This is a genomic window from Xanthomonas fragariae, from assembly GCF_900183975.1.
Taxonomy (GTDB): domain Bacteria; phylum Pseudomonadota; class Gammaproteobacteria; order Xanthomonadales; family Xanthomonadaceae; genus Xanthomonas; species Xanthomonas fragariae.
This window is the reverse complement of record NZ_LT853882.1, coordinates 2,130,570-2,157,118: the sequence shown is the minus strand read 5'-3', so window position 1 is coordinate 2,157,118 and position 26,549 is coordinate 2,130,570. Positions and strand designations below refer to the sequence as shown.

The 26,549-nt window shown below is 62.0% G+C and carries 17 protein-coding genes and 4 pseudogenes; 16 read left to right on the top strand and 5 right to left on the bottom strand.

Features of this window, described 5'->3' with window-relative positions; all coding sequences use genetic code 11:
• Window positions 1–29 precede the first annotated feature (29 nt).
• The 13 genes and pseudogenes from PD885_RS10030 to PD885_RS09980 all read left to right on the top strand — a co-directional run bounded on the left by PD885_RS10030 (window position 30) and on the right by PD885_RS09980 (window position 15,616).
• Complete coding sequence (locus PD885_RS10030) at window positions 30–2,279, top strand: methyl-accepting chemotaxis protein (RefSeq protein ID WP_065975204.1); 2,250 nt, start codon at window positions 30–32, stop codon at window positions 2,277–2,279.
• Between the two features lie 108 nt (window positions 2,280–2,387).
• A pseudogene (locus PD885_RS21405) lies at window positions 2,388–2,591 on the top strand (hypothetical protein); the annotation flags it as partial.
• A 569-nt stretch (window positions 2,592–3,160) separates the two neighbouring features.
• Window positions 3,161–5,419, top strand: a complete 2,259-nt coding sequence (locus PD885_RS10025) for a methyl-accepting chemotaxis protein (protein ID WP_088056834.1) — start codon at window positions 3,161–3,163, stop codon at window positions 5,417–5,419.
• A gap of 115 nt (window positions 5,420–5,534) precedes the next feature.
• Window positions 5,535–5,744 carry a hypothetical protein gene (locus PD885_RS10020; RefSeq protein ID WP_145954098.1) on the top strand — a complete coding sequence of 70 codons (210 nt, stop codon included), beginning with the start codon at window positions 5,535–5,537 and terminating at the stop codon, window positions 5,742–5,744.
• Window positions 5,745–5,959: 215 nt separating this feature from the next.
• Window positions 5,960–8,221 (top strand): methyl-accepting chemotaxis protein, encoded by a 2,262-nt coding sequence (locus PD885_RS10015; protein ID WP_002806493.1) that lies wholly within the window; start codon window positions 5,960–5,962, stop codon window positions 8,219–8,221.
• Between the two features lie 319 nt (window positions 8,222–8,540).
• Window positions 8,541–8,687 (top strand): annotated as a pseudogene (locus PD885_RS22410) (methyl-accepting chemotaxis protein); the annotation flags it as partial.
• Between the two features lie 127 nt (window positions 8,688–8,814).
• Window positions 8,815–9,600: pseudogene (locus PD885_RS10010) on the top strand (flagellar brake protein).
• A 129-nt stretch (window positions 9,601–9,729) separates the two neighbouring features.
• Window positions 9,730–10,212, top strand: a complete 483-nt coding sequence (locus PD885_RS10005; RefSeq protein WP_002806488.1) for a chemotaxis protein CheW — start codon at window positions 9,730–9,732, stop codon at window positions 10,210–10,212.
• A gap of 67 nt (window positions 10,213–10,279) precedes the next feature.
• Window positions 10,280–10,537, top strand: coding sequence for a hypothetical protein (locus PD885_RS10000; RefSeq protein WP_002806485.1), 258 nt, complete (start codon window positions 10,280–10,282; stop codon window positions 10,535–10,537).
• Between the two features lie 185 nt (window positions 10,538–10,722).
• Complete coding sequence (locus tag PD885_RS09995) at window positions 10,723–11,583, top strand: CheR family methyltransferase (protein ID WP_002806483.1); 861 nt, start codon at window positions 10,723–10,725, stop codon at window positions 11,581–11,583.
• Complete coding sequence (gene cheD / locus PD885_RS09990; protein WP_002806481.1) at window positions 11,580–12,170, top strand: chemoreceptor glutamine deamidase CheD; 591 nt, start codon at window positions 11,580–11,582, stop codon at window positions 12,168–12,170. Before PD885_RS09995 ends, cheD begins: the two co-directional genes overlap by 4 nt.
• A complete protein-coding gene (locus PD885_RS09985; RefSeq protein WP_002806480.1) occupies window positions 12,167–13,243 on the top strand; it encodes a protein-glutamate methylesterase/protein-glutamine glutaminase in 1,077 nt (358 codons plus the stop codon). Before cheD ends, PD885_RS09985 begins: the two co-directional genes overlap by 4 nt.
• 60 nt (window positions 13,244–13,303) lie before the next feature.
• Complete coding sequence (locus PD885_RS09980) at window positions 13,304–15,616, top strand: sensor domain-containing protein (protein WP_002806479.1); 2,313 nt, start codon at window positions 13,304–13,306, stop codon at window positions 15,614–15,616.
• A 185-nt stretch (window positions 15,617–15,801) separates the two neighbouring features.
• Here the strand turns inward: PD885_RS09980 and PD885_RS09975 are convergent, their stop codons facing one another.
• The 4 genes from PD885_RS09975 to PD885_RS09960 form a co-directional block, all read right to left on the bottom strand.
• On the bottom strand, window positions 15,802–16,617 hold the full coding sequence (locus PD885_RS09975) for an alpha/beta fold hydrolase (RefSeq protein WP_002806478.1): 816 nt from the start codon (window positions 16,615–16,617) through the stop codon (window positions 15,802–15,804).
• Window positions 16,618–16,813: 196 nt separating this feature from the next.
• On the bottom strand, window positions 16,814–19,405 hold the full coding sequence (locus PD885_RS09970; RefSeq protein WP_002806477.1) for a bifunctional aconitate hydratase 2/2-methylisocitrate dehydratase: 2,592 nt from the start codon (window positions 19,403–19,405) through the stop codon (window positions 16,814–16,816).
• Window positions 19,406–19,454: 49 nt separating this feature from the next.
• Window positions 19,455–19,865: a type II toxin-antitoxin system VapC family toxin gene (locus tag PD885_RS09965; RefSeq protein ID WP_002806475.1), complete on the bottom strand. Its 411-nt coding sequence runs from the start codon at window positions 19,863–19,865 to the stop codon at window positions 19,455–19,457.
• Window positions 19,862–20,110, bottom strand: a complete 249-nt coding sequence (locus tag PD885_RS09960; protein WP_002806474.1) for an AbrB/MazE/SpoVT family DNA-binding domain-containing protein — start codon at window positions 20,108–20,110, stop codon at window positions 19,862–19,864. Before PD885_RS09960 ends, PD885_RS09965 begins: the two co-directional genes overlap by 4 nt.
• A 143-nt stretch (window positions 20,111–20,253) precedes the next feature.
• Between PD885_RS09960 and acnA the strand changes: the two genes are divergently transcribed.
• On the top strand, window positions 20,254–23,022 hold the full coding sequence (acnA, locus tag PD885_RS09955) for an aconitate hydratase AcnA (protein WP_002806469.1): 2,769 nt from the start codon (window positions 20,254–20,256) through the stop codon (window positions 23,020–23,022).
• Between the two features lie 238 nt (window positions 23,023–23,260).
• Here the strand turns inward: acnA and PD885_RS09950 are convergent.
• A pseudogene (locus tag PD885_RS09950) lies at window positions 23,261–23,712 on the bottom strand (hypothetical protein).
• Between the two features lie 96 nt (window positions 23,713–23,808).
• Between PD885_RS09950 and rpfB the strand changes: the two are divergent.
• Window positions 23,809–25,494, top strand: coding sequence for a fatty acyl-CoA ligase RpfB (rpfB, locus tag PD885_RS09945; protein WP_002806467.1), 1,686 nt, complete (start codon window positions 23,809–23,811; stop codon window positions 25,492–25,494).
• Window positions 25,495–25,673: 179 nt separating this feature from the next.
• On the top strand, window positions 25,674–26,543 hold the full coding sequence (gene rpfF / locus PD885_RS09940; RefSeq protein WP_002806466.1) for a diffusible signal factor synthase RpfF: 870 nt from the start codon (window positions 25,674–25,676) through the stop codon (window positions 26,541–26,543).
• Window positions 26,544–26,549: the final 6 nt, after the last annotated feature.

The window sequence follows — 26,549 nt, the reverse complement described above, 5'->3', positions numbered from 1 at the left end:
TTTCATTACAACGCTTCAAGGACTCTGTCATGACTGCACTTCTCCAGCGTTACAACATCGGTCCACGGCTGGCAGCGGCTTTTGCTGTGCTGATCGTGTTGTCCGGCGTCATCGCATTTATCGGCTACCGCGGCCTGAGTTCGGCGCGTTCGCTTTTGGAACAGCTGGTACATGAGAATATGGTAAAGATCCGTCTGTCCAACGACATGATGAATGCCAACTTCACCATCAGCGTGCAGGTGCGCAATGTGGTGCTGCCCACTTCTGATGAAGACAATCTCAAGTTCATCGCGCAGATCCAGTCTGCACGTGCCGATTACACAAAGGCACGCGATGCCCTATACGCAATGCCGCCATCCGAGCAGGAAAAACAGTTGCGCGCAGACTTAGATGCACGCCGCGCCGAGGTCAAGGCGTTGAACGACAAGGTGATCGATATGGTGATGACCGGGCATAGTGACCAAGCGTTGCCCTATCTGCTGACCAAAGCCGCGCCGCCGATGCAGGGCTGGCAAGACAAGATTGCCGAGAACATCGCGTTGCAGGATAAGATAGCAAGCGCTGCATCGGACGCCGCGCTGGAATCGATGGACGACTCGCGCAAGCTGCTCATCGGCGGCTCGTTGCTGGTGGTTTTGCTCAGTGGCACCCTGGGCCTGCTGATCACCCGCAGCCTCACCCAGCCGCTGAGCCGTGCCACCCGCGCAGCCGAATCCATCGCTGGCGGCAATCTTGACAACGACGTCGAAACCCACTCCAACGACGAGGCGGGCCGCCTGCTCAAGGCGATGAGCAAGATGCAGCTGCAGCTGCGTAACCTGATTGCCGCGCAGCTGGACATGGCCAAGCGTCACGATGAAGGGCAGATCAGCTTCCGCATCGACGCCAGCGCGTTCCCCGGTGACTTTGGCCGCATGGCCACGGACACCAACGAGCTGGTTGCTTCCCATATCAAAGTCAAGATGCAGACCATCCGCTTGGTGGAGCGTTATGCCATCGGCGACCTGAGCGACGACATGCCGCGTCTGCCCGGCGAAAAAGCCGCCATCACCGCGGCGATGGACCAGGTCAAATCGAATCTGTCCACGATGAACACGGAGATCAAGCAGCTGGCGCAATCGGCCGCCAATGGCGACTTCAGCGCACGCGGCGACGCCGAGCGTTTCCAGTACGACTTCCGCGTGATGGTGGAGAGCCTCAACAACCTAATGTCCACCGCCGATGGCAACCTGCAATCGCTGTCGGGGCTGTTGCAGTCGATCGCTGCGGGCGATCTCACCGTACGCATGAGCGGCGAGTTTCGCGGCGTATTCGCGCGGATGCGTGACGATGCCAACGCCACTGCCACGCAGTTGACCGAGATCGTCAGCGGCATCAAGGAGTCGGCGATTTCGATCAAGGGCGCTGCCAGCGAGATCGCTGCCGGCAACCAGGATCTGTCGCAGCGCACCGAGCAACAGGCGGCCAACCTCGAAGAAACCGCCGCCTCGATGGAAGAGCTCACCTCTACCGTCAAGCAAAATGCCGAAAGCGCACGCCAGGCCAATCAGCTCGCCATTGGCGCGGCCGGTGTGGCCGCGCAAGGTGGCGAGATCGTCAACAAGGTGGTCGAGACCATGAGCGGGATCGAAGCCTCGTCCAAGAAGATCGCCGACATCATCAGCGTCATCGACGGCATCTCGTTCCAGACCAATATCCTGGCCTTGAATGCCGCAGTGGAAGCGGCACGTGCCGGCGAACAGGGCCGTGGCTTTGCGGTGGTTGCCAGTGAGGTGCGCACCCTCGCCCAGCGTTCTTCGGCTGCGGCCAAGGAGATCAAGGGCCTGATCGACGACTCCGTGCAGCGCGTATCGGACGGCTCGTTGCTGGTGCACAGCGCCGGCAAGACCATGGGCGAGATCGTCTCCAGCGTGCAGCGGGTGACCGACATCATGGGCGAGATCTCCGCCGCCTCGCAGGAGCAGTCCAGCGGCATCGAGCAGGTCAACCAGACCGTCACCCAGATGGACGAAACCACCCAGCAGAACGCCGCACTGGTGGAAGAAGCCACCGCCGCCGCGCGTGCGATGGAAGAGCAGGCCATCCAGCTCACCGATGCGGTAGCGGTGTTCAAGACTGACGCGGCGAATACGCAACCAGCGCTGCGGGTAGCAGCGCCACGGCCGGTGGTGAGCTCTGCGATCAAGGCAAAAGTCGTCGCCGCCGGACGTGCCCCGGCTTCCAAGCCGCGCGCGGTGGTAACCGCACCGAGCAACGACAGCAGCTGGCAGGAGTTCTGACTGAGCCGCGCCAGCCAACAGCGATGTCGGCCGGCTCAAGATAAAGCGTACACGGCCGACAGCTGCGTACGCATTTGGGAAGCACCTACGACCACCTCGCCCGCACGGTCGCCGCAACAGTGGCAAGGCATCGCGCAGGCCGGCCAGACCATCACGCAGATGAATCAGGCCACCCTACAGAACGCCGGGGTGGCGGAAGAAACCACCGCCGCACGCACGATGGAAGAACAGGCACAGCAGCTGCGCGATGCGGTGACGGTGTTCCGGTTGCAAGCCAGCTCGACGCCGGTCCGTCTGGGGTATGCTGCCTGATGCCCCCGCATACGTGCACGCAGCGCGGCAAGGTCGTGGCGTGCCCGGCCGGCGCCACGCATCCGCCGCTCTGCACCGCTGACAACCAACGCACCTCCTCCCGAAGTCCATAACACGCTCCAGAACGCCGACACATCCATGCGTCCCGAACATCGGCCGGCCTTGGTTGAAACCATGCGTCGCCGCTGCAGCCGGTGCCCGGCTTCTGATTGCACACCCCGTCACCCGTCTGAGTCCGGCTCCGGGCGCGCAGGCAAGCCGTGACCGGCGCCTCCTGCCAAGCGATCTGGTAGCGCGTCTACAAGGGTCTTCGTCCTACTTGTCCAAACCGCCGTCGCCTCGGTAACGGTCATCCGTCCGAAGTCGGCACGGCGGCTTCAGTCGTAGCGACAGCGGCCGTTATGGGCTCCAAGCATACATACCCGCCTTGTAATCGCTTGTACGGTGAGCAGACCTCACGCGCGGCGATGGATCGGCTCGCTGCATGCCCGCTTCCGGTTCGCCAATAGACCGCCACCGCGCGCGAACCACTGCGCATTGCCCTTCCTGCCCCTTGCACGAGACTCAACATGATCGCTCTTCTACAACGGTATAACGTCGGCAAGCGCCTGACCTTTGCCTTCGGCACGCTGATTCTGCTGTCGTGCGGACTGGTCGCCACCGGCCTTTACACGCTGGCGCAGGCGCGCGAGCGCATGGACACCGTGGTCAATCGCCAGATCAAGATCATCCAGCTGTCGCAGGACATGACCAACGCCAGCGCCAGCATCGCCGTGCAGCTGCGCAATCTCGTCCTGGCCGATACCAGAGAAGACAATCAGCGCTTTATTGCGCTGATCAAACAGCAACGCGCCCGCTACGAAGATACGCGCAACGCGCTGTATCAATTCTCGTCATCGCCGACCGGCACCACCATCCGCAACGACATCGATGCCGCCAATGCGGTTGCGCGTGCGACTAATGAAAAAGTGATGGCACTCGACAGCGACGGCAAGCTCGACCAGGCGCAGGCACTGCTGCTGACACAGGCGGGACCGGCAACCCAGAAGTGGCAGGATGCGCTCGCCAGCTACTCCGAACTGCAGCGCAAGCGCAGTCAGGAGGTTTATACAGAGTCGAACGCGGCTATGGTACGAGGCCGTAGTCTGCTAATCGCAGGCGGTGTGGCCGTGGTGCTGATCAGTGGCCTGCTTGGCTTATTGATTACCCGCAGCTTGGTGCGCCCACTGACGCAGGCCACGCGTGCTGCCGAGGCAATCGCCAACGGCAATCTCGACAACGATGTACGCACGCAGTCCAACGATGAAACTGGCCGTTTATTGCACGCTATGGGCCGTATGCAGGACCAGATGCGCAATCTCATCACCGCGCAGCTGGACATGTCCAAGCGCCACGACGACGGCCAGATCAGCTTCCGCATGGATGCCGGCGCCTTTCCTGGCGACTTCGGCCGCATGGCCAATGACACCAACGAGCTGGTTGCTGCTCACATCGCGGTCGAGATGCAGACCATCCATCTGGTGGAGCGCTATGCCATCGGCGACCTGAGCGACGACATGCCGCGCCTGCCCGGCGAAAAAGCCGCCATCACCGCGGCGATGGACCAGGTCAAATTGAATCTGTCCACGATGAACTCGGAAATCAAGCATCTTGCGCAGGCCGCCTCCAACGGCGACTTCACTGCACGCGGCAACGCCGAGCAGTTCCAGTTCGATTTCCGCGTCATGGTGGAGAGCCTCAATCACCTGATGGCCACCGCCGACGGTAATCTGCAGTCGCTGTCCGGTCTGTTGCAGTCGATCGCCGCCGGCGATCTCACCGCACGCATGAGCGGCCAGTACCAAGGCGTGTTTGCGAAGATGCGCGACGACGCCAACGCCACCACCGAACAGCTGGCCGACATCGTGGGCCGCATCCAGACTGCCGCCGATTCGATCGGTTTGGCATCGGGTGAAATCGCCTCCGGCAATCAGGATCTATCGCAGCGCACCGAGCAACAGGCTGCAAATCTGGAAGAAACCGCAGCATCGATGGAAGAGCTCACCTCTACCGTCAAGCAGAATGCCGAACACGCCAGCCAGGCCAACCAGCTCGCCATCGGCGCGGCTGCGGTGGCCTCGCAGGGCGGCGATGTGGTGGCCAAAGTAGTTACCACTATGTCGGACATCCAGAGCTCGTCGAAGAAGATTTCCGAGATTATCAGCGTCATCGACGGTATCGCGTTCCAGACCAATATCCTTGCCTTGAACGCTGCGGTGGAAGCAGCGCGTGCCGGCGAACAAGGCCGTGGTTTTGCGGTGGTCGCCTCCGAAGTGCGCACATTGGCACAGCGTTCGGCCAGCGCCGCCAAAGAGATCAAGCGCCTGATCGACGACTCGGTCGACAAGGTCACCCAAGGCACAGTGCTGGTCGATCAGGCTGGCACCACCATGGCCGAGATCGTCGCCAGCGTGCAGCATGTCACCAATATCATGGGCGAGATTTCGTCGGCGTCGCAGGAACAATATTCAGGCATCGAACAGGTCAATCAGACCGTGACCCAGATCGACGAAACCACCCAGCAAAATGCCGCGTTGGTGGAAGAAGCCACCGCTGCCGCACGTGCGATGGAAGAGCAGGCGCAGCAGCTCACCGAAGCGGTGGCGGTGTTCAAGGTCTCCGCAAATGCACCGGTAGCACGTCAGTTGCCGGCCATGGTTGGTGCACCGGCCAACGCGCGCTTCGCGGCGCGTCCGGTAGCACGCTCCACGACGGTCGCGCCGTCACGGCGCAGTGCCGTCGGCAAATCGGCATCGACCGCTGACCTGAGGGAGTGGAAGCAGTTCTGAGCGCGGCTGAACGTGCCGCGCGCGCGCCAGCGTCCCGCTACAACACGACGTATGAAAGCAAGGCTGGCCCAGCGTCATTGCACCAGCCTTGAGTTTGTCTGGCAGGCAAGACCTGTTGCAGATGGATCAGGTGCAGGGCACTTTTATTCTGCACTTGTCGTTGCGCCGGGCAGCCGATATGCGCCGCCGCGTGCACCGTAAGCATTACGCTATTTACCTGCATACGCACACGCTCGATCAGCGCACAGCACGTGAAACTCAGGGCAAGCTCGCGACTGCTGAAAATTCGAAGATTTCGGAAAAAAAGGCGTATTCCAGCCGATAGAACATGCAAAGCAGCACAGTCACAGACCGACTGCCGATGCCATCCGCACCTGTTCATCACCTGTGTGAAACCGCGCTTTACTAATACATCGGTGCCAACTCAATTCGCCACAGGCTGTGCCGTTATCAATTGCAGTACGACGAGCAGACGCAAGCACAAAAAGCGTGGCTATCAGTCGGCCTTCCCTGCCCATCCTCATCGAGTCGAGCGATCCAATGAACTCTCTTTTGCTGCGTTTCAAGGTCGGGCCACGATTGGCTGCGGCATTCACCGTGCTGATTCTGTTGTCGGGTTTTATCACTTTCATCGGTTACCGCGGGCTGACCTCGGCACGCGCACTTGTCGACGAGCTGGTGCACCAGAACATGGTGAAGATCCGGCTCTCCAATGACATGATGAATGCCAATTACGCCATCGCCGCGCAAGTGCGCAACGTCGTGCTACCCACAAGTAACGAAGAAAACCTGAAATTTATCGAGGCGATCAAGTCCGGGCGTGCCGACTACGGCAAGGCACGCGAAGCCTTGTATGCCATGCCGACGTCGGCGCAGGGCCAAGCCATCCGTGACGACATCGATCGGCGCACTCTCGCGGTGAGAGAGTTGAACAATAAAGTCATCGAGCTGGTGAAGGCGGGCCATCGCGATGAAGCGCTCCCGTTGCTGCTGACCAAGGCCGCACCGGCGCTGGAGCAATGGCAGGACAAGATCGGCGAGAACATTACGCTGCAAGACAAGCTGGCCATAGAAGTCGCCACCGTGGCACTGGACTCGATGGACGACTCGCGCAAGCTGCTGATCGGCGGGTCGCTGCTGGTGGTGGTGCTGAGCGGCACATTGGGCCTGCTGATCACCCGCAGTCTGACCCAACCATTGAGCCGTGCCACCCGCGCCGCTGAAGCAATCGCCGAGGGCCGGCTCGATAACGCCGTGCATACCGACGCCAACGACGAAACCGGCCGCTTATTGCAGGCGATGGACAAGATGCAGTTGCAGGTGCGCAACCTGATCACCGCACAGGTGGACATGGCCAGGCGCCACGATGACGGCCAAGTCAGTTTCCGCATGGATGCCAGCGCATTTCCAGGCGATTATGGCCGCATGGCCGACGACACCAATGCCTTGGTCGACAGCCACATCCAGGTCACACTGCGCCTGGCGCAGATCATGGGCCGCTACGCAATCGGCGACCTCAGCGAGGACATGGACACCCTGCCCGGCGAAAAAGCAAAGCTCACCGACACCATGGCGCAGGTCAAAGCCAATCTGGCGTCGATGAATCAGCAGATTAAGCACCTGGCGCAAGCCGCCGCCAATGGCGACTTCAGCGCTCGCGGCGACGCGGCCCAGTTCCAGTACGACTTCCGGGTGATGGTGGACAGCCTGAACCAGTTGATGGCCACCGCCGACGGCAGCCTGCAGTCACTGTCGGGCATGTTGCAGGCGATTGCCGCAGGCGACCTAACCGCACGCATGGAGGGCGAGTTCAAGGGCGTGTTTGCACAGATGCGCGACGATGCCAATGCCACCGTTACGCAATTGGCAGGCATCGTCGGGCATATCCAGCACTCGGCGGTCTCCATCAATGCTGCGGCCACCGAGATTGCAGCGGGCAATCAGGACCTATCGCAGCGCACCGAACAACAAGCTGCCAATCTCGAAGAAACCGCTGCATCGATGGAAGAGCTCACCTCCACAGTCAAGCAGAACGCCGAGGGCGCGCGTCAGGCCAATCAACTGGCGATCGGCGCAGCCAGCGTGGCCTCGCAGGGCGGCGCAGTCGTTGGCAAGGTGGTCGACACCATGGCCGGGATCGAAACCTCGTCCAAGAAAATCGCCGACATCATCAGCGTCATCGATGGAATCGCGTTCCAGACCAATATCCTGGCCTTGAACGCGGCGGTGGAAGCCGCACGTGCCGGCGAACAAGGCCGCGGATTTGCGGTGGTGGCTTCCGAAGTCCGCACGCTGGCGCAGCGCTCCTCCGCCGCAGCGAAGGAGATCAAGGAACTGATCGTCGACTCGGTGCAACGCGTTGCCGACGGCTCGCAGCTGGTGGACCAAGCAGGCAAGACCATGGCCGAGATAGTGTCGTCGGTGCAACGCGTCACCGACATCATGGGCGAAATTTCCGCCGCCTCGCAGGAGCAATCGGCTAGCATCGAACAAGTCAACCAGACCGTCACCCAGATGGACGAAACGACGCAGCAAAACGCCGCGCTGGTGGAAGAAGCCACCGCCGCCGCACGCGCGATGGAGGAACAGGCCCAGCAACTTACCGAAACGGTTGCGGTGTTCAAGATCGTCGCGCAGGCACCAGTGGCGCGGCAGTTGTCGGCGATTGCCAGTGCACCGACCAATGCACGCTCGGTGGCGCGTCCGGCGGCACGTGCAACTGCCGCCCTGGCAGCGCCACGTCGCAGCACGACCGGTGCATTGGCATCGGCTGCAGAATCAGGCGACTGGCGGGAGTTTTAAGCGCGGCTGCAGCACGTAACGGGCAGTTACCGAGCAGGTAGGAACGGCGCGCAGGAATCGCAGTGGGCGCGGCCGATGCGCCAATTTGCATCGGCTGCACCCCGCCTTCTGCCTGCGCGGGCGCACTGATCACCGTTTCGAGTAATACCGCAGTTAGCAACACCCACCATTCGAAAGTGGTTCGATTCGCTGTGCGCGGGTCTTGCGGGTCGCTTCCTTTGCGAGGGGAAAGCGGCCCTTTTTTTGCACGTCCACTGGAGCACCGTGACCATCGGCGGGCAGCAAACGCCTTCGCTGCGTGCCGGCAATCAACCCGTCCGCCAGCGAACAAGGCCGTGGCGTTGCGGTGGTCGCCTCCGAAATGCGCACGGCGGCACAGTGCTCGGCCGGCGCGGCCAAGCAGATCAAACACTTCATCGAAGACCCGGCAACCCGCATCGGCAATGGCGCTGGGCTGGCTTCCGAGCGCCGCGCCGCAACGAAATCGCACGGAACATTGCCGCAACACTTAAAGATTCGGTCTGTCCGCCGATATCAAAGCAATATCGGGACGACCGTCCTGGCGAATTCCAGCTTTCACTGTGCTTATGCCCATGTCCCAAGGCGATACCCCGGCGCTGGACCACAACGACGACCACCTGGCCGAAAGTGACGAGCGCTATCTGCTGCGCAACAAGCGGCAGATCCGTAGATTGCTGCGCCAGCTGCTCGACCAACGCGCCGTGGTAACCATGCATGTGGCCGGCCGCGACATGGCCGTGGCCACCGCCGTACTGGAAGTGGACGAAGACGACAACTGCGTGATTCTTGACTGCAGCCACAGCGACGCCTCCAATCGCGCTATCGAAGGCGCCAACTACCTGCTGTGCTACGCGCAGCTGGAACGGGTCAACATCCGTTTCCGGCTGAAAAAAGCAAAGCGGATGGAGCGCGACATCCATGTCGCCTTCCGCGCCGACCTGCCCGACGCGATGTACCACATGCAGCGGCGCGAGTCGTACCGGCTGGAAACGCCGATCACCGAATCGCCCATCTGCATCATCCACTAGGACCAGGCCCACGGCGGCGCATTCGACCTGCAGCTACGCGTGATCGACATCAGCAGCGGCGGCGTTGCGGTGTCGCTCACCGACGGCATGCCGTTGCTCGAACCGCAGCACACCTACCGCAACTGCACACTGCAGCTGCCCGACGCCGCGCCGATCACGCTGCCGCTCACAGTGTGCAGCCAGTACAAGCAGACACTGCCCAACGGTAGCGAAAGCGTCCGCGTCAGTATGAGGTTCAGCGACTTGCCACGCGGCGCCGACGAAACTATCCAGCGCTACATCCTCCGGGCAGACCGCCAACGCAACGCCCACAAGAGCAGCACGTTCTGAACCTGACCGCACGGCGCGGAGCATGCACCTAAAGTTGCTGCCCGCTGCGCCGATGTTGCTAGGGCAACCCTATTTCTGCCGCAATCTTCTGCCGCAACCTGACACTCAGCAGCAACGCCTGGAGTTTCCATGAACGACAAGAGCACTGCCACCGGCACCGGTGGTGAATTCCTTAGCTTCGCTTTGGGCGAAGAACACTACGGCGTAGACATCCTGAAAGTGCAGGAAATCCGCGGCTACGATTCGGTCACTCGCCTGCCCGACGCCCCCGACTACATCAAGGGTGTGATCAACCTGCGCGGCACCATCGTGCCGGTGATCGACCTGCGCCTGAAGCTGCGCCTGAAAGAAGCGCGCTACGACGCCTTTACAGTAATGATCGTGCTCAACGTCGAAGACCGTGTGGTCGGCATCGTGGTGGATAGCGTCTCGGACGTGATTCCGCTCAACGACGATCAGATCCGCCCGACGCCCGAGTTCGGCGCTGCGGTCGACACCCGTTTCATCTCCGGCATCGGCACCCAGGACGATCGCATGTTGATCCTGCTGGATATCGAGACCTTGCTGGATAGTACCGAGCTGGGGCAGCAACTGGTTGAAGAAGCAGCCTGATTCGAACGGCCGACTTCAACATCGCCAGCGGTCGCGACGGAGGTGTTGAGGGTGTGCGGAAGCTGCCATGTATAACGTGCATACGGCAGCCACCGACGCCGGCCACACCCATCTGGCGGCGGCATTGGTTTTTATCGGTTGCTCCACGACCCTCGCGTGTCAGGAAGTTCCCGACACGCGAGGCACAACCAGATTGAAGTGCGGCATGAATCACCTTTTTCGGATTCAAGACGTCTGCGTCCTCTGCAAGATCCAGCGCGACAGCTCGCGTGCCGGAATCGAAGTCAGTTTCTCGGCCAGCCTGAAGCCCGTCACCATCAAGTAATCGCCTCGCACATCGCCATGCCTCCACGCGAGGCGATGTGTTGTTGCAGCGACGCGGGCCGACTTACACCAGCGCCGCCGCGTCGCACACCAGAACCGGACCCAACCGAGTCAATCGATGCATTGGCCCTTCAGTTGCGCGACCACATGGCCGATACCAGGTGATAGTTAACGACGTGTACGGATATGACGACTACGACTTCCGCCTCAGACACACGCGAATTTGATTTCGGCGATCGCGACTTCAAGCGCGTCTGCGACCTGATTTACCAGCGTGTCGGCATCTCACTGGCTCCGGCCAAGCGCGACATGGTGTATGGCCGTCTGTCGCGTCGTTTGCGCGCGCTTGGTCTGCGCTCTTTCCGCGATTACCTCGACCAACTGGAAGCAGGCCATGACGAAAAAGAATGGCAGGCGTTCACCAACGCGCTAACCACCAACCTGACCTCGTTCTTCCGTGAGCCGCACCACTTCGACAAGCTGCGCGAAGAACTGCAAAAGCGCGCTTCGCAAGCACCGCTCAATATCTGGTCGTGCGCGGCATCCACCGGTGAGGAGCCATATTCGATTGCCATCACCGCGTGCGAAGCTTTCGGTTCGCTGACTCCGCCGGTGAGTATCATGGCCACCGACGTTGATACCCAGGTGCTGGAAACCGCCTCGCGCGGCGTCTACGCCATCGATCGCCTCGCCTCGCTGGATGCCTCGATCAAGCGCAAGTACTTCCAACGCGGCAGCGGCCCCAACGACGGCAAGTGCCGGGTCATTCCAGCGCTGCGCCAGCTCATCGAATTCCGGCAATTGAATCTGCTGTCGCCGCGGTACGACGTCGGCGGCCCGTACGCAGCGCTGTTTTGCCGCAACGTGATGATCTATTTCGACAAGCCCACCCAGCGCGGCATCCTGTCGCGTCTGGTCAGCCACATGGGCGACGACGGCCTGCTGTACACCGGGCACTCGGAGAACTACCTGCACGCGGCCGATCTGATCCAGCCGTGCGGACGCACGCTGTATCGGCGCGCCCCGCGCGCGGGAGCATCTGCATGAGTACTGCCGTGCAGGTCGACGATGTCATGCGCTACCGCGATTCGCGGTTCGAGACCATTACCGCCAAGCTGCTGCCCACCCAGTATCTGGTGGTCGACGACGACACCGCGTTGACGACCACCTTGGGATCGTGTGTTGCCGCCTGCCTTCGCGACCCGGTGCTGAAAATCGGCGGCATGAACCACTTTCTGCTGCCGGAAGGCCAGGTCGGCGATGGCGCACCTGCGCGCTACGGCAGCTATGCGATGGAGTTGCTGATCAACGACATGCTCAAGCGCGGCGCACATCGCAAGCGGATCGAAGCAAAGGTTTTCGGTGGCGCCAACGTGCTCAAGGGGTTCACCAGCAATCCGGTGGGCACGCGCAACGCCGAATTCGTACGCCAATATCTGCAGGCCGAACACATTCCCATCATTGCAGAAGATCTGTGCGGCATCCATCCGCGTAAGGTGTGGTTCTTCCCGACGACCGGCCGCGTCGTAGTGCAGCGTTTGCCGCACGCACACGAAGTCGCCGTCGCCGAATCGGCCGTGCATGCCCGTCTGTCCAAAGCACCGATCACCGGTGGAGTGGAGTTGTTCGAATGACGCTGGAAACCCCTGTGCGCGTATTGATCGTCGACGACTCGGCGGTCGTGCGCCAGATGCTCACCGAAATTCTTTCGCGCGACCCCGGCATCGAAGTCATCGGCTCGGCCGCCGACCCGATCCTGGCACGCGAAAAAATCAAGCGCCTCAATCCGGACGTGATCACGCTGGATGTGGAAATGCCGCGCATGGACGGTCTGGTGTTTCTGGAAAACCTCATGCGCCTGCGCCCAACCCCGGTAGTGATGATTTCATCGCTGACCGAACGCGGCGCCGACACCACCTTGCAAGCCTTGTCGCTGGGCGCAGTGGACTTCGTTTCCAAGCCCAAGATCGACCTCGCGCGCGGGCTGGAAGACTATGCCGAGGAGATCGTCAGCAAAGTCAAGATGGCCGCCAAAGCCAAGGTTAGCGCGCTTAATCGCCCAAGCGCGCCCAAGGTCATCTTGGACATGCACTCCGCACCGGTGCCCGGCAGCGCGCTGCGCTTCCGCACCACCGATCGCCTGATAGCGATTGGCGCCTCTGCCGGTGGCACCGAAGCGTTGCGCGTGGTGCTCGAACATATGCCTGCCGATGCCCCGGCGGTGGTGATGACCCAGCATCTGCCGGCCAGCTTCAGCACCGCCTTTGCCGAACGCCTCAATCGTCATTCGGCGATGTCGGTGCGCGAAGCCAGCGACGGCGAAGCGATCCTGCCCGGCCACGCCTATCTGCCACCAGGCGGCCAGCATCTGCGCATTATCCGCGACGGTGCCCGCTGGCGCTGCCGCATCGACGACGGCCAGCCGGTCAATCGCCACAAGCCGGCAGTGGACGTGCTGTTCCGTTCCGTGGCTGCCAACGCCGGCCCCAACGCGGTCGGTGCCATCCTGACCGGCATGGGCGACGACGGCGCACGCGGCCTGCTGGAAATGCTGCAGGCCGGTGCACCTACGCTGGTGCAGGACGAAGCCAGCAGCGTGGTCTGGGGCATGCCCGGCGCTGCCTACAAACTTGGTGCCGCACAGGAAGTGGTGCCGTTGGATCGCGTTGCAGAACGCCTGATCGCGCTGTCGGCGCAGGCGCGCTGATCCCGCATGACCGCCCGGCCCCCGCACCCGCACCCGACCGACCCGGCGGAGGTTCCCGGCATGCGTGAACCCGTCTCAGCTATCGCTGCGGACGTGCTGGCCGATAGCGCAGCAGCAACCACTGGCCCAATCAAGACCGACCCGATCACTGCTGGCGCGATCGAGCCGGGCCCCGTCACTGCCGGCGTGGCGAAGGCCGGCGAGCAGCCCCAAGAATGCCGTTCGCGCCTGCTGGCCGAAGCGTTGGATGGCAGCAGTAGCGCCATCCTCATCTGCGATCTGCAATCGCGTCTGCTCTTCGCCAACGACGGTTTCCAGCGCATGTTCGGCTACACCGAAGCCGAATTGGTCGGTCAGATCCCATCGCATGTGCTGACCCGGGCGCAAAGCGACCATAGCGAAGTGGCGCGCATCCGCGAACGCGCCGATGCGTTGCAGCAGAGCCAGGCCGACTTGCTGGTCTATCGCAAGGACGGCACACCGCTATGGATTTCGCTCAACTTCAATCCGATCTACGACGCCGACCAGAATCCATCGCATTACGTTACGGTGCTGACCGACATCACCGATACCAAGGTGCATGAGGTATTGCAGCACCGCGTGCTGGAAGCACTGGTACAAGAGCGGCCGCTGATCGAAGTGATGACGCTGATCTGCACCGAGGTCGAACGCATCGCACCGGACGTGCTGGCCACGGTGATGAGTGCCGACAATCATGGCTGCCTGCAAACGCTGGCTGCCCCCAGCCTGCCACCCGAATATGCCGACGCGGTCAACGGATTGAAGATCGGCCCTGGCGCCAGCGCATGCGGGACTGCCGCCTGGCGCGGCCGTGCGGTGATGGTGGAAGACATCGCCACCGACCCGCTGTTCGCGCCGTATCGCGACACCCTGTTGCAGATGGGATTACGCGCCTGCTGGAGCACCCCGATCCGCTCCAACAGCTCGCGCGTGCTCGGTACCTTCGCGCTGTACTACCGCAAGCCGCAGCGCGCCGACGCCTGGCATGTGCGACTCACCGAGTTATGCCAACAGCTGTGCACACTGGCACTGGAACGCGAGCAGATCCGCCAACGCGTGCATCAATTGGCGTTCTACGACACGCTCACAGGCCTGCCCAACCGCCTCATGTTCAGCGCGCGCGCCGAACAGGCACTGACACAGGCCGAATACGCAGGCGAACCGGCCGCGTTGATGTTCATCAATATCGATCGCTTCAAGCTGATCAACGATAGTCAGGGCCACTCCGCAGGCGATGGTTTGTTACGCGACATCGCGCTGCGTATTGGCGACCAACTTTCCGCCACCGCAATGCTGGCGCGCCTGGCCGGCGACGAATTCGCACTTGCACTGCCGCAGTGCAGTGCAGAGCAGGCCGGTGCCGTAGCCGAGCGCCTGCTTGGCACCATCGCAGGCCCGCTGCCGGTCGGACATATGACCGTGCATCCGTCGGCCAGCATCGGCGTGGCGATGTTTCCCGAAGACGGGCGCGAAATCAACATCCTGCTGCGGCATGCCGATCTGGCAATGAATCGCGCCAAGAAGGAAGGCGGCGGACGTTTCCGTTTTTTCAGCTCCGACATGAACCGTATGGCGCAGGAGCGCGTCGCGCTGGAAGCGGAACTGCGCCAGGCGATCGGTCGCAATCAGCTGCAACTGCATTACCAACCGCAATTGCTTAGCGCCGCGCCGCACGCGCTGTATGGTGTTGAAGCGTTGCTGCGCTGGAATCATCCGCAGCTTGGCACCATTTCGCCGGCCCGGTTTCTGCCCGTTGCCGAAGAACAAGGCATGATGCCGCAGCTAAACGATTGGGTGCTGCGCAGTGCGTGTCGGCAGATCGCCGATTGGCGCCATCGCGGCGTTCCGGTAGCGCGCGTCTCGGTGAACTTGTCGGCCAGCAGTTTCGAAAGCCCGCGCATGCTCGTCGATCTGCTCCGGTTGATCTCCGACATGGGCGTGCTGCCGTCCGACCTGACCTTGGAAATGACCGAGAGCGTGATGCTTTCCGGGCAACCCGACGTACTGGAAAATCTGCACGCCATTCGCGAAGCCGGCATCTCGTTGTCGTTGGACGACTTCGGCACCGGCTACTCCAGCCTGAGCCATCTGCATCGCCTGCCGATTGACGAACTCAAACTGGACATGAGCTTCGTACGCGACATCGAACACAGCGAAGACGCACGCGCGCTCATCACCTCGGTGCTACGCATCGGCGCGCATCTGCGCAAGCACGTGGTTGCCGAAGGTGTGGAAAACGAAGCGCAGCGGTTGTTTCTCGCCGATCTCGGCTGCGAAGTCCTACAAGGCTATCTGTTCTCACGCCCGTTGCCGGCTGCGGCGCTGGAAGCGTGGCTGAGTGCGCAGCCGTAGCCTACTGGCGTGTTCGGCTTTGAAATGTATTTGCCTGCGCGTAGCGCCTGAATTGTTGGTAGCACTCGGAGTTGGAAGCAAAGCCCCTCTGCCTGCAGTACTGGAGAGGGGCTGGGGCGAGGACACGGGCCTCACCCTTGCAGTCGTCAACCCGCGGGCGCTCTACCCAAGACCTGCGCCAACCATCACCCGACCGTACGTTGCAACCAACACAATAACTGCGCATTGACGAACGCCGGATTCTCCAGCGGTGCGATATGCCCGGCATCGGGTACCGGTTCGTAATCGCAGCCGATCACCTCGGCCATCATCCACAACTCTTCCGGCGGGCGTGGAATGTCGTATTCGCCACCAAGCAAGAACGTCCTCGCAGGATCCAACGCAGACAACGCCTCCAACCGATCGTCACGCCCAAAGATCAGGCGCCCTAACGGCACAACCGATGCACGCAGCTGCTCGGCAGACATCGCGGCCAGGCGCTGCGCAAACGCGGACGGCAATGCAGAATTCAAATCGATCCCTGGACGGAAAAAGATCGGCACGATCGCATCAATCAATGCAGGCGTCACCTGCCCTGCCGCTTCGATCGCATCGAGCAGACCGAAGTAACGCGTCCGCGTCGCCTGCGGCTCGGCCCCCAGAAACGTGTCCATCAACACCAAGCTACGCACGCGCTCCGGTGCAAGCAACGCAAGCTCCGCACCCCACATGCCACCGACCGACAGACCGACCACTGCGCACTGCGGCAATTCCAGCGCATCCAGAAAGGTCAGCATCTGCCATGCAAGATCACCGACTTGTCGTGTGTCTGCGGGCAGCGCCGCCGATTGCCCATGTCCCCACAACTCGGGAACGATGACCTGGTAATGCGGCGAAAGGGCCTGAATCTGCGGCTCCCACATGGCCGCATCCCAGAGATAACTGTGGCCAAGCAGAACCGGAAAACCTTGACCGTGTTGCATGTAGTGCAGCGTTTGACCAGCGATCGTGCAAGTGGGCATCGGCATAGAACTTATGTAGGGGAAGCAGCGCTACTTTAGACCTCCGCGCTCAAGATTTTTGTTGTAACGCAACAAGCGGGTTGACTGCGACCGCCTTAACTTCCAGCCTTAAGTGCTGAAAACGAAGCAATTCCTCGAAAAACGAAAAACGCCCGGCACTGCCGGGCGTTCAGAAACAGGCGATCGATGAGTTGTGTCAGGCAGCCACTGTCTCGGCCACGTCCTGATACTCCTGGATCTGATCGAAGTTCATGTAGCGATAGATCTGATCGCCACTGGTCTTGATCACACCCACATCGGCCATGTACTCGTCCTTGGTCGGGATGCGGCCCAACCGCGAACAGATCGCCGCCAGCTCCGCCGACCCGAGATACACGTTGGTGTTGCGACCGAGGCGGTTGGGGAAGTTACGCGTGGAGGTGGAGAATACCGTGGCGCCCTCGCGTGCCTGCGCTTGGTTGCCCATGCACAGCGAGCAACCCGGCATTTCCATGCGCGCACCGGCTGCGCCGAAGGTGCCGTAATGGCCTTCCTTGGTCAGCTCTGAGGCATCCATCTTGGTCGGCGGCGCAACCCACAACCGGGTCGGGATATCGCGCCTGCCTTCCAGCAACTTGGCGGCGGCACGGAAGTGACCGATGTTGGTCATGCACGAACCGATGAACACCTCGTCGATCGCCGCACCGGCAACCTCGGACAGCGTCTTGACGTCGTCCGGGTCGTTCGGGCACGCCACGATCGGCTCATGGATGTCTGCCAGATCGATCTCGATGACGGCGGCGTATTCGGCGTCGGCATCAGGTTGCAGCAGCTGCGGATCGGCCAGCCACTCTTCCATCTTCTTGATGCGGCGGCCCAGCGTGCGCGCATCGGCATAGCCTTCGGCAATCATCCAGCGCAGCAGGGTGATGTTGCTGGTAAGATATTCGATGATCGGCACCTTGTCCAGGTGCACGGTGCAACCGGCCGCCGAACGCTCGGCCGAGGCATCGGACAGTTCGAACGCTTGCTCAACCTTGAGGTTCGGCAGCCCTTCGATCTCCAGGATGCGGCCGGAAAAGATGTTCTTCTTGCCCTGCTTGGCCACGGTCAGCAGACCGTCTTTGATTGCGTACAGCGGGATGGCGTTGACCAGGTCACGCAAGGTCACGCCCGGCTGCATCTGGCCTTTGAAGCGCACCAGCACGCTCTCGGGCATGTCCAGCGGCATCACCCCGGTGGCGGCGGCAAACGCCACCAGACCCGAGCCGGCGGGGAACGAAATGCCGATCGGGAAACGTGTGTGCGAATCGCCGCCGGTGCCGACGGTGTCGGGCAGCAGCATGCGATTGAGCCAGCTGTGGATCACGCCATCGCCCGGACGCAACGACACGCCTCCACGGGTGGAGATGAACTCCGGCAAGGTGTGGTGGGTTTTAACGTCGACCGGCTTCGGATAGGCCGCAGTGTGGCAGAACGACTGCATCACCAGGTCGGCCGAAAAGCCCAGGCAGGCCAGGTCCTTCAGCTCGTCGCGGGTCATCGGGCCGGTAGTGTCCTGCGAACCCACCGAGGTCATCTTCGGCTCGCAATAGGTGCCCGGACGCATCCCCTGGCCTTCCGGCAGGCCGCAGGCACGGCCGACCATCTTCTGCGCCAGCGAGAAGCCCTTGCCGGTGTCCGGCGGGTCCATCGGCAGACGGAACAGGTCCGATGCCGGCAGGCCCAGGAACTCGCGCGCCTTGGCGGTCAGGCCACGGCCGACGATCAACGGAATGCGGCCACCGGCGCGCACTTCGTCGAACAGCACGTCCGACTTCATCGCGAACTCGGCGATTACCTGCCCGTTCTTCAACGCCTTGCCGTCATACGGACGCAGCTCGACCACATCGCCGTGCTCCATCTGCGACACATCCAGCTCGATCGGCAACGCACCGGCGTCTTCCATCGTGTTGTAGAAGATCGGCGCGATCTTCGAGCCCAGGCACACGCCACCGAAGCGCTTGTTGGGGATGTACGCAATGTCTTCGCCGGTCCACCACAGCACCGAGTTGGTGGCCGACTTGCGCGAGGAACCGGTACCGACCACGTCGCCCACGTAGGCGACCAGATGGCCCTTGTCCTTGAGGTCGGCAATGGCCTGGATCGGGCCGCGCTTGCCGTCTTCTTCCGGCACGAACGCCGCGCCTTCGCGGGTATTCTTCAGCATCGCCAATGCATGCAGCGGGATGTCCGGCCGCGTGGTGGCATCCGGGGCCGGCGACAGGTCGTCGGTGTTGGTTTCGCCCGGCACCTTGAACACGGTGACGGTCATGCTCTGCGGCACTTCCGGCTTGCTGGTGAACCACTCGGCATCGGCCCAGCTGTGCAGCACCGACTTGGCATGCGGATTGCCGGCCCCAGCTTTTTCCTGCACGTCATGGAACGCATCGAACACCAGCAAGGTGTGCTTGAGCGCTTCGGCGGCAGTGGCGCCCAGCTCGGCGTTATCCAGCAGATCGATCAGCGGCTGGATGTTGTAGCCACCCAGCATGGTGCCGAGCAGCTCGGTCGCGCGCTTGGGGCTGATCAGTGCGGTTTTTTCGGCGCCAAAGGCCACCGCGGCCAGGTACGAGGCCTTGACCTTGGCGGCGTCATCGACGCCGGCCGGCACGCGCTGGCTGAGCAGTTCGACCAGATATGTTTCTTCGCCCGCAGGCGGGTTCTTCAGCAGCTCGATGACCTCGGCGGTCTGCTGCGCAGTCAGCGGCAGCGGCGGGATACCGAGCGCGGCGCGCTCTTCAACGTGGTGGCGATAGGCTTCCAACATGCGGATTCTCCAAAGGACAGCAGTGAATGTGTAAACGCGTAACGTGAATCTAAGGTGCGGGTGTGGGAACGACGATCTTCAAACCCTTGAAGTAATCGCGGAAGAAGCCCTCGTCGCGGGTGATCAACCCGTCGCACTGGAGCATTGCGTGGGCACCAATAAGAAAGTCGGCAACCACCCGCTCGCGCTTGCCGCCGCGTGCGCGGAAACGCTTGTTCATATGGCCGGCGCGCGCTGCCGCCGCTTCCTGGGTGGCTTCGTAGCGCACCCCGATCGAAGCCAGCGTTTCCATCAGGTCGACCTGGGTGTCCAGCATGGCCAGCACCTCAGCCACAACGGCGTCGCAGACCACGACTTCGTCACGCGCCAAGGCGTCGCCGATGCAGATCTCCGACACTTCACCGTACATCGGGTCGCCGATCAGGATGTCGAGCAACACCGAGGAATCCAGGGCGATCATGGGTCGAACGGATCGCCGGGAGCGCGGCCGCGGATAGCGCGCATGGCCTCGTCGGTATTGGTCAGGCCATCGACCAGCTTGAACTTGCCGCGCACTTTGCGCAGCGCCTCGCTAACATCTTTGCGCAGGATAATGCGCCCGCCGTCGAGTTCGATCTTGAGCGTGGTGCCCTTGGTCAGGCCCAGGGCATCGCGCACGGCCTTGGGCAGCGTGATCTGCCCGCGTTCGGCAACTGTGGCTTCCATGAGCATGCTCCAGAAAGTATGCGAAAATCATACGTACTTATGCTGTCGTACTCAAGTCGGCCGACCGCCTCGGACACACCGTGTGTACACTGAATCGCTCAGTATGTGTGGCTCCCTAAGCCTAGACGCCATAGGAGTGATGCATGAGCGATTCCTTTTGCACCCGCACCTCGCTTGAGGTCCACGGCAAACGCTACGCGTACTACAGCCTGCCGAAGCTGGGCGAACGCTTCGATATCGGCCACCTGCCCTACTCGATGAAGATCCTGCTGGAGAACCTGCTCCGGCACGAAGACGGTGGTATCACTGTCGGCAAGGACCATATCGAGGCGGTCGCCAGGTGGGACCCCAAGGCCGAGCCTGATATCGAAATCGCCTTCATGCCGGCACGCGTGGTGCTGCAGGATTTCACCGGCGTGCCCTGCGTGGTCGATCTGGCTGCGATGCGCGATGCAGTAGTCAAGCTGGGTGGCAACGCTGACCAGATCAACCCGCAGATTCCGTCCGAACTGGTCATCGACCACTCGGTGCAGGTGGACGTATTCGGCAAGCCCGACGCGCTCGACCTCAACGGCAAGATTGAATTCCAGCGCAACCAGGAACGCTACGGTTTCCTGCGTTGGGGCCAAAAGGCGTTCGAAAACTTCAAGGTGGTGCCGCCCAACACCGGCATCGTCCACCAGGTGAACCTGGAAAATCTGGCGCGCGTGGTGATGAGCGCGGACGAGGACGGCACCCGGATCGCATACCCGGACACTGTGTTCGGTACCGATAGCCACACCACCATGATCAACGGCATCGGCGTGCTGGGCTGGGGCGTGGGTGGTATCGAGGCCGAGGCCGCGATGCTGGGGCAACCTTCGTCCATGCTGATTCCGCAGGTGGTCGGCTTCAGGCTGAGCGGCAAGATGCCCGAAGGCGCCACCGCTACCGATCTGGTGCTCACCGTCACCCAGATGTTGCGCAAGGCCGGGGTGGTCGGCAAATTCGTCGAGTTCTATGGCGAAGGTCTGCAGCATCTGCCGCTGGCCGATCGCGCCACGATCGGCAACATGGCGCCGGAATACGGCGCCACCTGCGGCATCTTTCCGGTCGATGAAGAATCGCTGACCTATCTGCGCCTGTCCGGCCGCGGCGAAGAGCAGATCGCGCTGGTCGAAGCTTATGCCAAGGCACAGGGTCTGTGGCACGACGCCAACACCCCGCCAGCGCAGTACAGCGCCACGCTGGAGCTGGACATGGGCGAGGTCAAGCCCTCGCTGGCCGGCCCCAAGCGCCCGCAGGATCGCGTGTTGTTGGAAGACATGCAGGCCAACGTCCGCGAAAGTCTCAAGCCGTTCGTCGAGGCGCGCAGCAAGCGCATCACCGATCTCAAGCAGGAAGACCGCCTGAAGAACGAAGGCGGCGGCGGCACTGCGGTGGGCGCCAAGGCTTCGCAGGCGAAAAGTGCCAACGACAGCGGTGCCGGCTGGCGGCTGCGCGATGGCTCGGTGGTGATTGCCGCGATCACCTCGTGCACCAATACCTCCAACCCGGCCGTAATGCTGGGCGCCGGCCTACTCGCACGCAATGCGGCGGCCAAGGGCCTGAAGGCGCAGCCGTGGGTGAAGACCTCGCTCGGTCCGGGTTCGCGCGTGGTCACCGATTATCTGACCAAGGCCGGCGTGATGGCCGATCTGGAAAAGCTCGGTTTCTACGTGGTCGGTTACGGCTGCACCACCTGCATCGGCAATTCCGGCCCACTGCCGGAAGACGTGTCTGCCGCAATCGCCAAGGACGATCTGGTGGTCGCCTCGGTGTTGTCGGGCAACCGCAACTTCGAGGGCCGCGTGCACCCCGAAGTGAAGATGAACTATCTCGCCTCGCCGCCGCTGGTGGTGGCCTATGCAATCGCCGGCACCACCGACATCGACCTCACCACTGAGCCGCTAGGCACCGGCAGTGATGGACAGCCGGTCTACCTGCGCGACATCTGGCCGAGCAACAAGGAAATCGGCGACACCATCGCCGCCACCGTCGGCCCGGAGATGTTCAAGCAGAACTACGCCGACGTGTTCAAGGGCGATACGCGCTGGAACACGATTGCGTCCCCGGATGGCGCCCTGTACGAATGGAATGCGGCCTCGACCTATATCAAGAATCCGCCCTACTTCGATGGCATGACCATGCAGGTCGGCCACGTCGAGGACGTGCATGGCGCGCGCATCATGGGCTTGTTCGGCGATTCGATTACCACCGATCACATCTCGCCCGCCGGCAACATCAAAAAGGACTCGCCAGCAGGTCGCTTCCTGCAGGAACGCGGCGTGCAGCCGGCCGACTTCAACAGCTACGGCAGTCGCCGCGGCAACGACGATGTGATGGTGCGCGGCACCTTTGCCAACATCCGCATCAAGAACTTGATGTTCGGTGGCGAAGAAGGCGGCAACACGCTGTATTACGGCAAGGACGGCGCCGCGCCTGAAAAACTGGCGATCTACGATGCCGCGGTGAAGTACACGGCCGATGGCGTGCCGTTGGTGGTGCTGGCCGGTAAGGAATACGGCACCGGCTCCTCGCGCGACTGGGCGGCCAAGGGCACCAACCTGCTCGGCGTCAAAGCCGTGATCGCCGAAAGCTTCGAGCGTATCCACCGCTCCAATCTGGTCGGCATGGGCGTGCTGCCGTTGCAATTCTTAGAAAACCAAAACGCGCAGACCCTGGGCCTGGATGGCTCGGAAGTGCTGGACATCACCGGCCTGCAGGACGGTGCCAGCCGCCGCGCCACAGTCGATGCGAAGAAATCCGATGGCAGCGTCACGCAATTCCAGGTCAAGGTGCTGCTGCTGACGCCCAAGGAAGTGGAATACTTCAAGCACGGTGGTCTGCTGCAATACGTGTTGCGCCAACTGGCCGCGCGCAAGGCGGCCTGATCGCGCGCATCGCCTTTTACCTGTGTAACGACCCTCCCGCAGCTTGGCGGGAGAGTCGTTTCGGGCGCTCGCCAGGAGTGGCTGACAACACGTAACGAAAGTCGTTCGGCTGTTGCAGCTCGCTTAGCATCGCAGTGCACGAGCGGTAAATGCTGCACCGTGCATCGGTCGCGCTCATCCGCCAGTGCGCCCGGGGCGCAGCACTTTTGATGGCCGCTCTATCGTCTTGAAGGCCACTCTATCGCCTGGCTGGCGCCCATTGCGCGTGGTACAGCTGCCAGTTGCCGCCCTGCAATCGCCAGCCAGTGGTGACCTGACAGGTCGGCGCCCGATCGGCCACCCACCCCTGCCGCCGGTCAGCAACGCCGTAAAGCGCACGTTGGCCATTTCGCCACGCAGCTCGAAATCGACCGGCCCCATCGTCACGCTAATCTGTCGGTTGCACAGCATCTGCAGCTGCATCAACCGCCGCAATCCGGCTGCATCGGGGCCGTTTTCGCCGACGGAATCTTCCGCCACCGCCACTGGCGCCATCACATCGCCGATGCCGCGTGCTTCGATCTCGCGAGGCATCTACGCCAACGTCGCGCGCAGACGTTGTGCCGGCGCAGCACGCGTGCAACCGACCAAGACTACGAGACAAACCGCAACCGACCAGAAACGTCTGCGCGCTTGAATGCTGCTCTGCAGCGCGCTTCGCCTTTTCCATGCATGACGATATGCTGCCAGCTGATGTAGTGCCGTGGAACATACCGCGTCACGTACCGAATATCCTGGAGTGGGCAGATGAATCAGCAGGCACGTCTTTGGTTGCAAAGCTATCCGTCCGGCGTCGCCGCGGAGATCGATCTGGAGCAGTTCCGCACCGTGACAGAGGTGTTCGCCACCTCGGTTGCGCGTTTTGCCGACCGCCCCGCCTACCACAGTTACGGTAAGACCATTACCTATCGCGAAGCGGATCAGTTGGTCGATCAATTCGCCGCCTATCTGCTCGGCGAACTGCAGTTGAAGAAAGGCGACCGCGTCGCTTTGATGATGCCCAACTGCCTGCAATATCCGATCGCCACGTTCGGCATTTTGCGTGCCGGCTTGACCGTGGTGAACGTCAATCCGCTATACACCCCGCGCGAGCTCAAGCATCAATTGGTCGACTCCGGCGCCACTGTGCTGGTGGTCATCGACAACTTCGGCACTACCGTGCAGCAAGTCATTGCCGACACGCCGGTCAAGCAGGTGATCACCACCGGCCTGGGCGACATGCTCGGGTTCCCGAAAGCGGCCGTGGTCAACTTCGTCGTCAAGTACATCAAGAAGTTGGTGCCGGATTATCGCATCAAAGGCGCGATGCGTTTCCGCGAGGCGCTGGCACTGGGCCGCAAGCACACGGTGCCGACGCTGCAGATCGAGCCCGACGACATCGCTTTTCTGCAATACACCGGCGGCACCACCGGCGTGGCCAAGGGCGCGATGCTGACGCACCGCAATCTGGTGGCCAACATGCAACAGGCGCACCAGTGGCTCGCGGGCACTGGCAAGTTGGAAGAAGGCAACGAGGTGGTGATCACCGCGCTGCCGCTGTATCACATCTTCGCGTTGACGGCGAACGGCCTGGTCTTCATGAAGATCGGCGGCTGCAATCATCTCATCAGCAACCCGCGCGACATGCCCGGATTCGTCAAGGAACTGAAAAAGACACGCTTCACCGCGATCACCGGCGTCAACACGCTATTCAACGGTTTGCTCAACACGCCCGGCTTCGACGCGGTGAATTTTTCCTCGCTCAAGATGACTCTGGGCGGCGGCATGGCGGTGCAGCGCTCGGTCGCCGAACGCTGGAAGAAGGTCACCGGCTTGACCCTGGTCGAGGCCTACGGCCTGACCGAGACCTCGCCGGCTGCCTGCATAAACCCGATGAATCTGAAGGACTACAACGGCTCGATCGGCCTGCCGATTTCGTCCACCGATGCCTGCATCAAGGACGACGCTGGCGTAGTGCTGCCGCAGGGCGAGATCGGCGAGCTGTGCATCAAGGGCCCGCAGGTAATGAAAGGCTATTGGAAGAAGCCCGAAGAAACCGCCAATGTCATGGATGCCGAGGGCTGGCTGCACAGCGGCGATATCGCGCGAATGGACGAGCAAGGTTTCGTCTATATCGTCGATCGCAAGAAGGACATGATCCTGGTGTCCGGCTTCAACGTGTATCCCAACGAGATCGAAGACGTGATCGCCGAGTTGCCCGGCGTGCTGGAAGTGGCAGCCGTGGGCGTACCGGACGAAAAATCCGGCGAGATCGTCAAGGCCGTGGTCGTAAAGAAGGACCCCGCCCTGACCGCCGAGGATGTGAAGGCTTACTGCCGCGCCAACCTGACCGGTTACAAGCAGCCGCGAGTGATCGAATTCCGCAAGGAACTACCGAAAACCAACGTCGGCAAGATCTTGCGCCGCGAATTGCGGGATGCGGCCAAGGAGTGAGTCCTTCGGCGCCCCTGCAGAGCTAAGGGCCATCCGGCCGTCATCCAGCACCCGCAATGCCGCAAGGCCTTGCGGGTGTTCGCTTTGGTACGCATAGAATCGGAGGTCGGCGCACGCTCCTTGTTCACTCATCTCCGTCCGTAAGGCGGCCGGCCGGACGGTCTTCACGGAGAATCACCATGTCTGCAGTTCAACCTTTCATTCGCACCAACATCGGCTCAACCCTGCGCATCATCGAAGAACCGCAGCGTGACGTGTATTGGATCCACATGCATGCCGACCTGGCCGTCAATCCGGGACGTGCCTGCTTCTCATCGCGCCTGGTCGACGACATCACCGGCTATCAGGTCAACCTGGGGCGGCGCTTGAACAGCGCCGGCGTACTGTCCCCGCACGTGGTGCTGGCCTCGGACACCGACGTGTTCAATCTGGGTGGCGATCTGGCATTGTTTTGCCAGCTGATCCGCGAAGGCGACCGTGCACGCCTGCTGGATTACGCGCAGCGCTGCGTGCGTGGCGTGCATGCCTTCCATGTCGGCCTCGGGGCCGGCGCACACAGCATCGCGTTGGTCCAGGGCAATGCGCTCGGCGGCGGTTTCGAGGCGGCACTGAGCTGCAACACCATCATCGCCGAGGAAGGCGTGATGATGGGCTTGCCCGAGGTGTTGTTCGATCTGTTCCCTGGCATGGGTGCCTACTCCTTCATGTGCCAGCGCGTCAGCCCGCAACTGGCGCAAAAGATCATGCTCGAAGGCAATCTGTATTCGGCCGAAGATCTGCTGGGAATGGGCCTGGTCGATCTCGTCGTACCGCGTGGTCAAGGTGTGGCCGCGGTGGAACAGGTGATCCGCGAGAGCAAGCGCACCCCGCACGCGTGGGCGGCGATGCAGAAAATGCGTGAAATGACCACCGCCGTGCCGCTGCAGGAAATGATGCGCATCACCGAAATCTGGGTGGACACTGCGATGCAGCTCGGCGAAAAATCGCTGCGCACCATGGACCGCCTGCGACGCGCGCAGTCACGCCGTTCTGGACGCGAGGCAATCTGATGTGCC

Bases quoted from the DNA above. Each gene is read 5' to 3' on its own strand.
- PD885_RS09960 (WP_002806474.1), bottom strand. From the start codon at position 20,110: ATGGAAGCCACAGTTGCCGAACGCGGGCAGATCACGCTGCCCAAGGCC.
- PD885_RS09970 (WP_002806477.1), bottom strand. From the start codon at position 19,405: ATGTTGGAAGCCTATCGCCACCACGTTGAAGAGCGCGCCGCGCTCGGT.
- PD885_RS10025 (WP_088056834.1), top strand. From the start codon at position 3,161: ATGATCGCTCTTCTACAACGGTATAACGTCGGCAAGCGCCTGACCTTT.
- PD885_RS10005 (WP_002806488.1), top strand. From the start codon at position 9,730: ATGAACGACAAGAGCACTGCCACCGGCACCGGTGGTGAATTCCTTAGC.
- PD885_RS09980 (WP_002806479.1), top strand. From the start codon at position 13,304: ATGCGTGAACCCGTCTCAGCTATCGCTGCGGACGTGCTGGCCGATAGC.
- PD885_RS09975 (WP_002806478.1), bottom strand. From the start codon at position 16,617: ATGCCCACTTGCACGATCGCTGGTCAAACGCTGCACTACATGCAACAC.
- PD885_RS10015 (WP_002806493.1), top strand. From the start codon at position 5,960: ATGAACTCTCTTTTGCTGCGTTTCAAGGTCGGGCCACGATTGGCTGCG.
- rpfF (WP_002806466.1), top strand. From the start codon at position 25,674: ATGTCTGCAGTTCAACCTTTCATTCGCACCAACATCGGCTCAACCCTG.
- PD885_RS10030 (WP_065975204.1), top strand. From the start codon at position 30: ATGACTGCACTTCTCCAGCGTTACAACATCGGTCCACGGCTGGCAGCG.
- acnA (WP_002806469.1), top strand. From the start codon at position 20,254: ATGAGCGATTCCTTTTGCACCCGCACCTCGCTTGAGGTCCACGGCAAA.
- PD885_RS09985 (WP_002806480.1), top strand. From the start codon at position 12,167: ATGACGCTGGAAACCCCTGTGCGCGTATTGATCGTCGACGACTCGGCG.
- PD885_RS09995 (WP_002806483.1), top strand. From the start codon at position 10,723: ATGACGACTACGACTTCCGCCTCAGACACACGCGAATTTGATTTCGGC.
- rpfB (WP_002806467.1), top strand. From the start codon at position 23,809: ATGAATCAGCAGGCACGTCTTTGGTTGCAAAGCTATCCGTCCGGCGTC.
- cheD (WP_002806481.1), top strand. From the start codon at position 11,580: ATGAGTACTGCCGTGCAGGTCGACGATGTCATGCGCTACCGCGATTCG.
- PD885_RS10000 (WP_002806485.1), top strand. From the start codon at position 10,280: ATGTATAACGTGCATACGGCAGCCACCGACGCCGGCCACACCCATCTG.
- PD885_RS09965 (WP_002806475.1), bottom strand. From the start codon at position 19,865: ATGATCGCCCTGGATTCCTCGGTGTTGCTCGACATCCTGATCGGCGAC.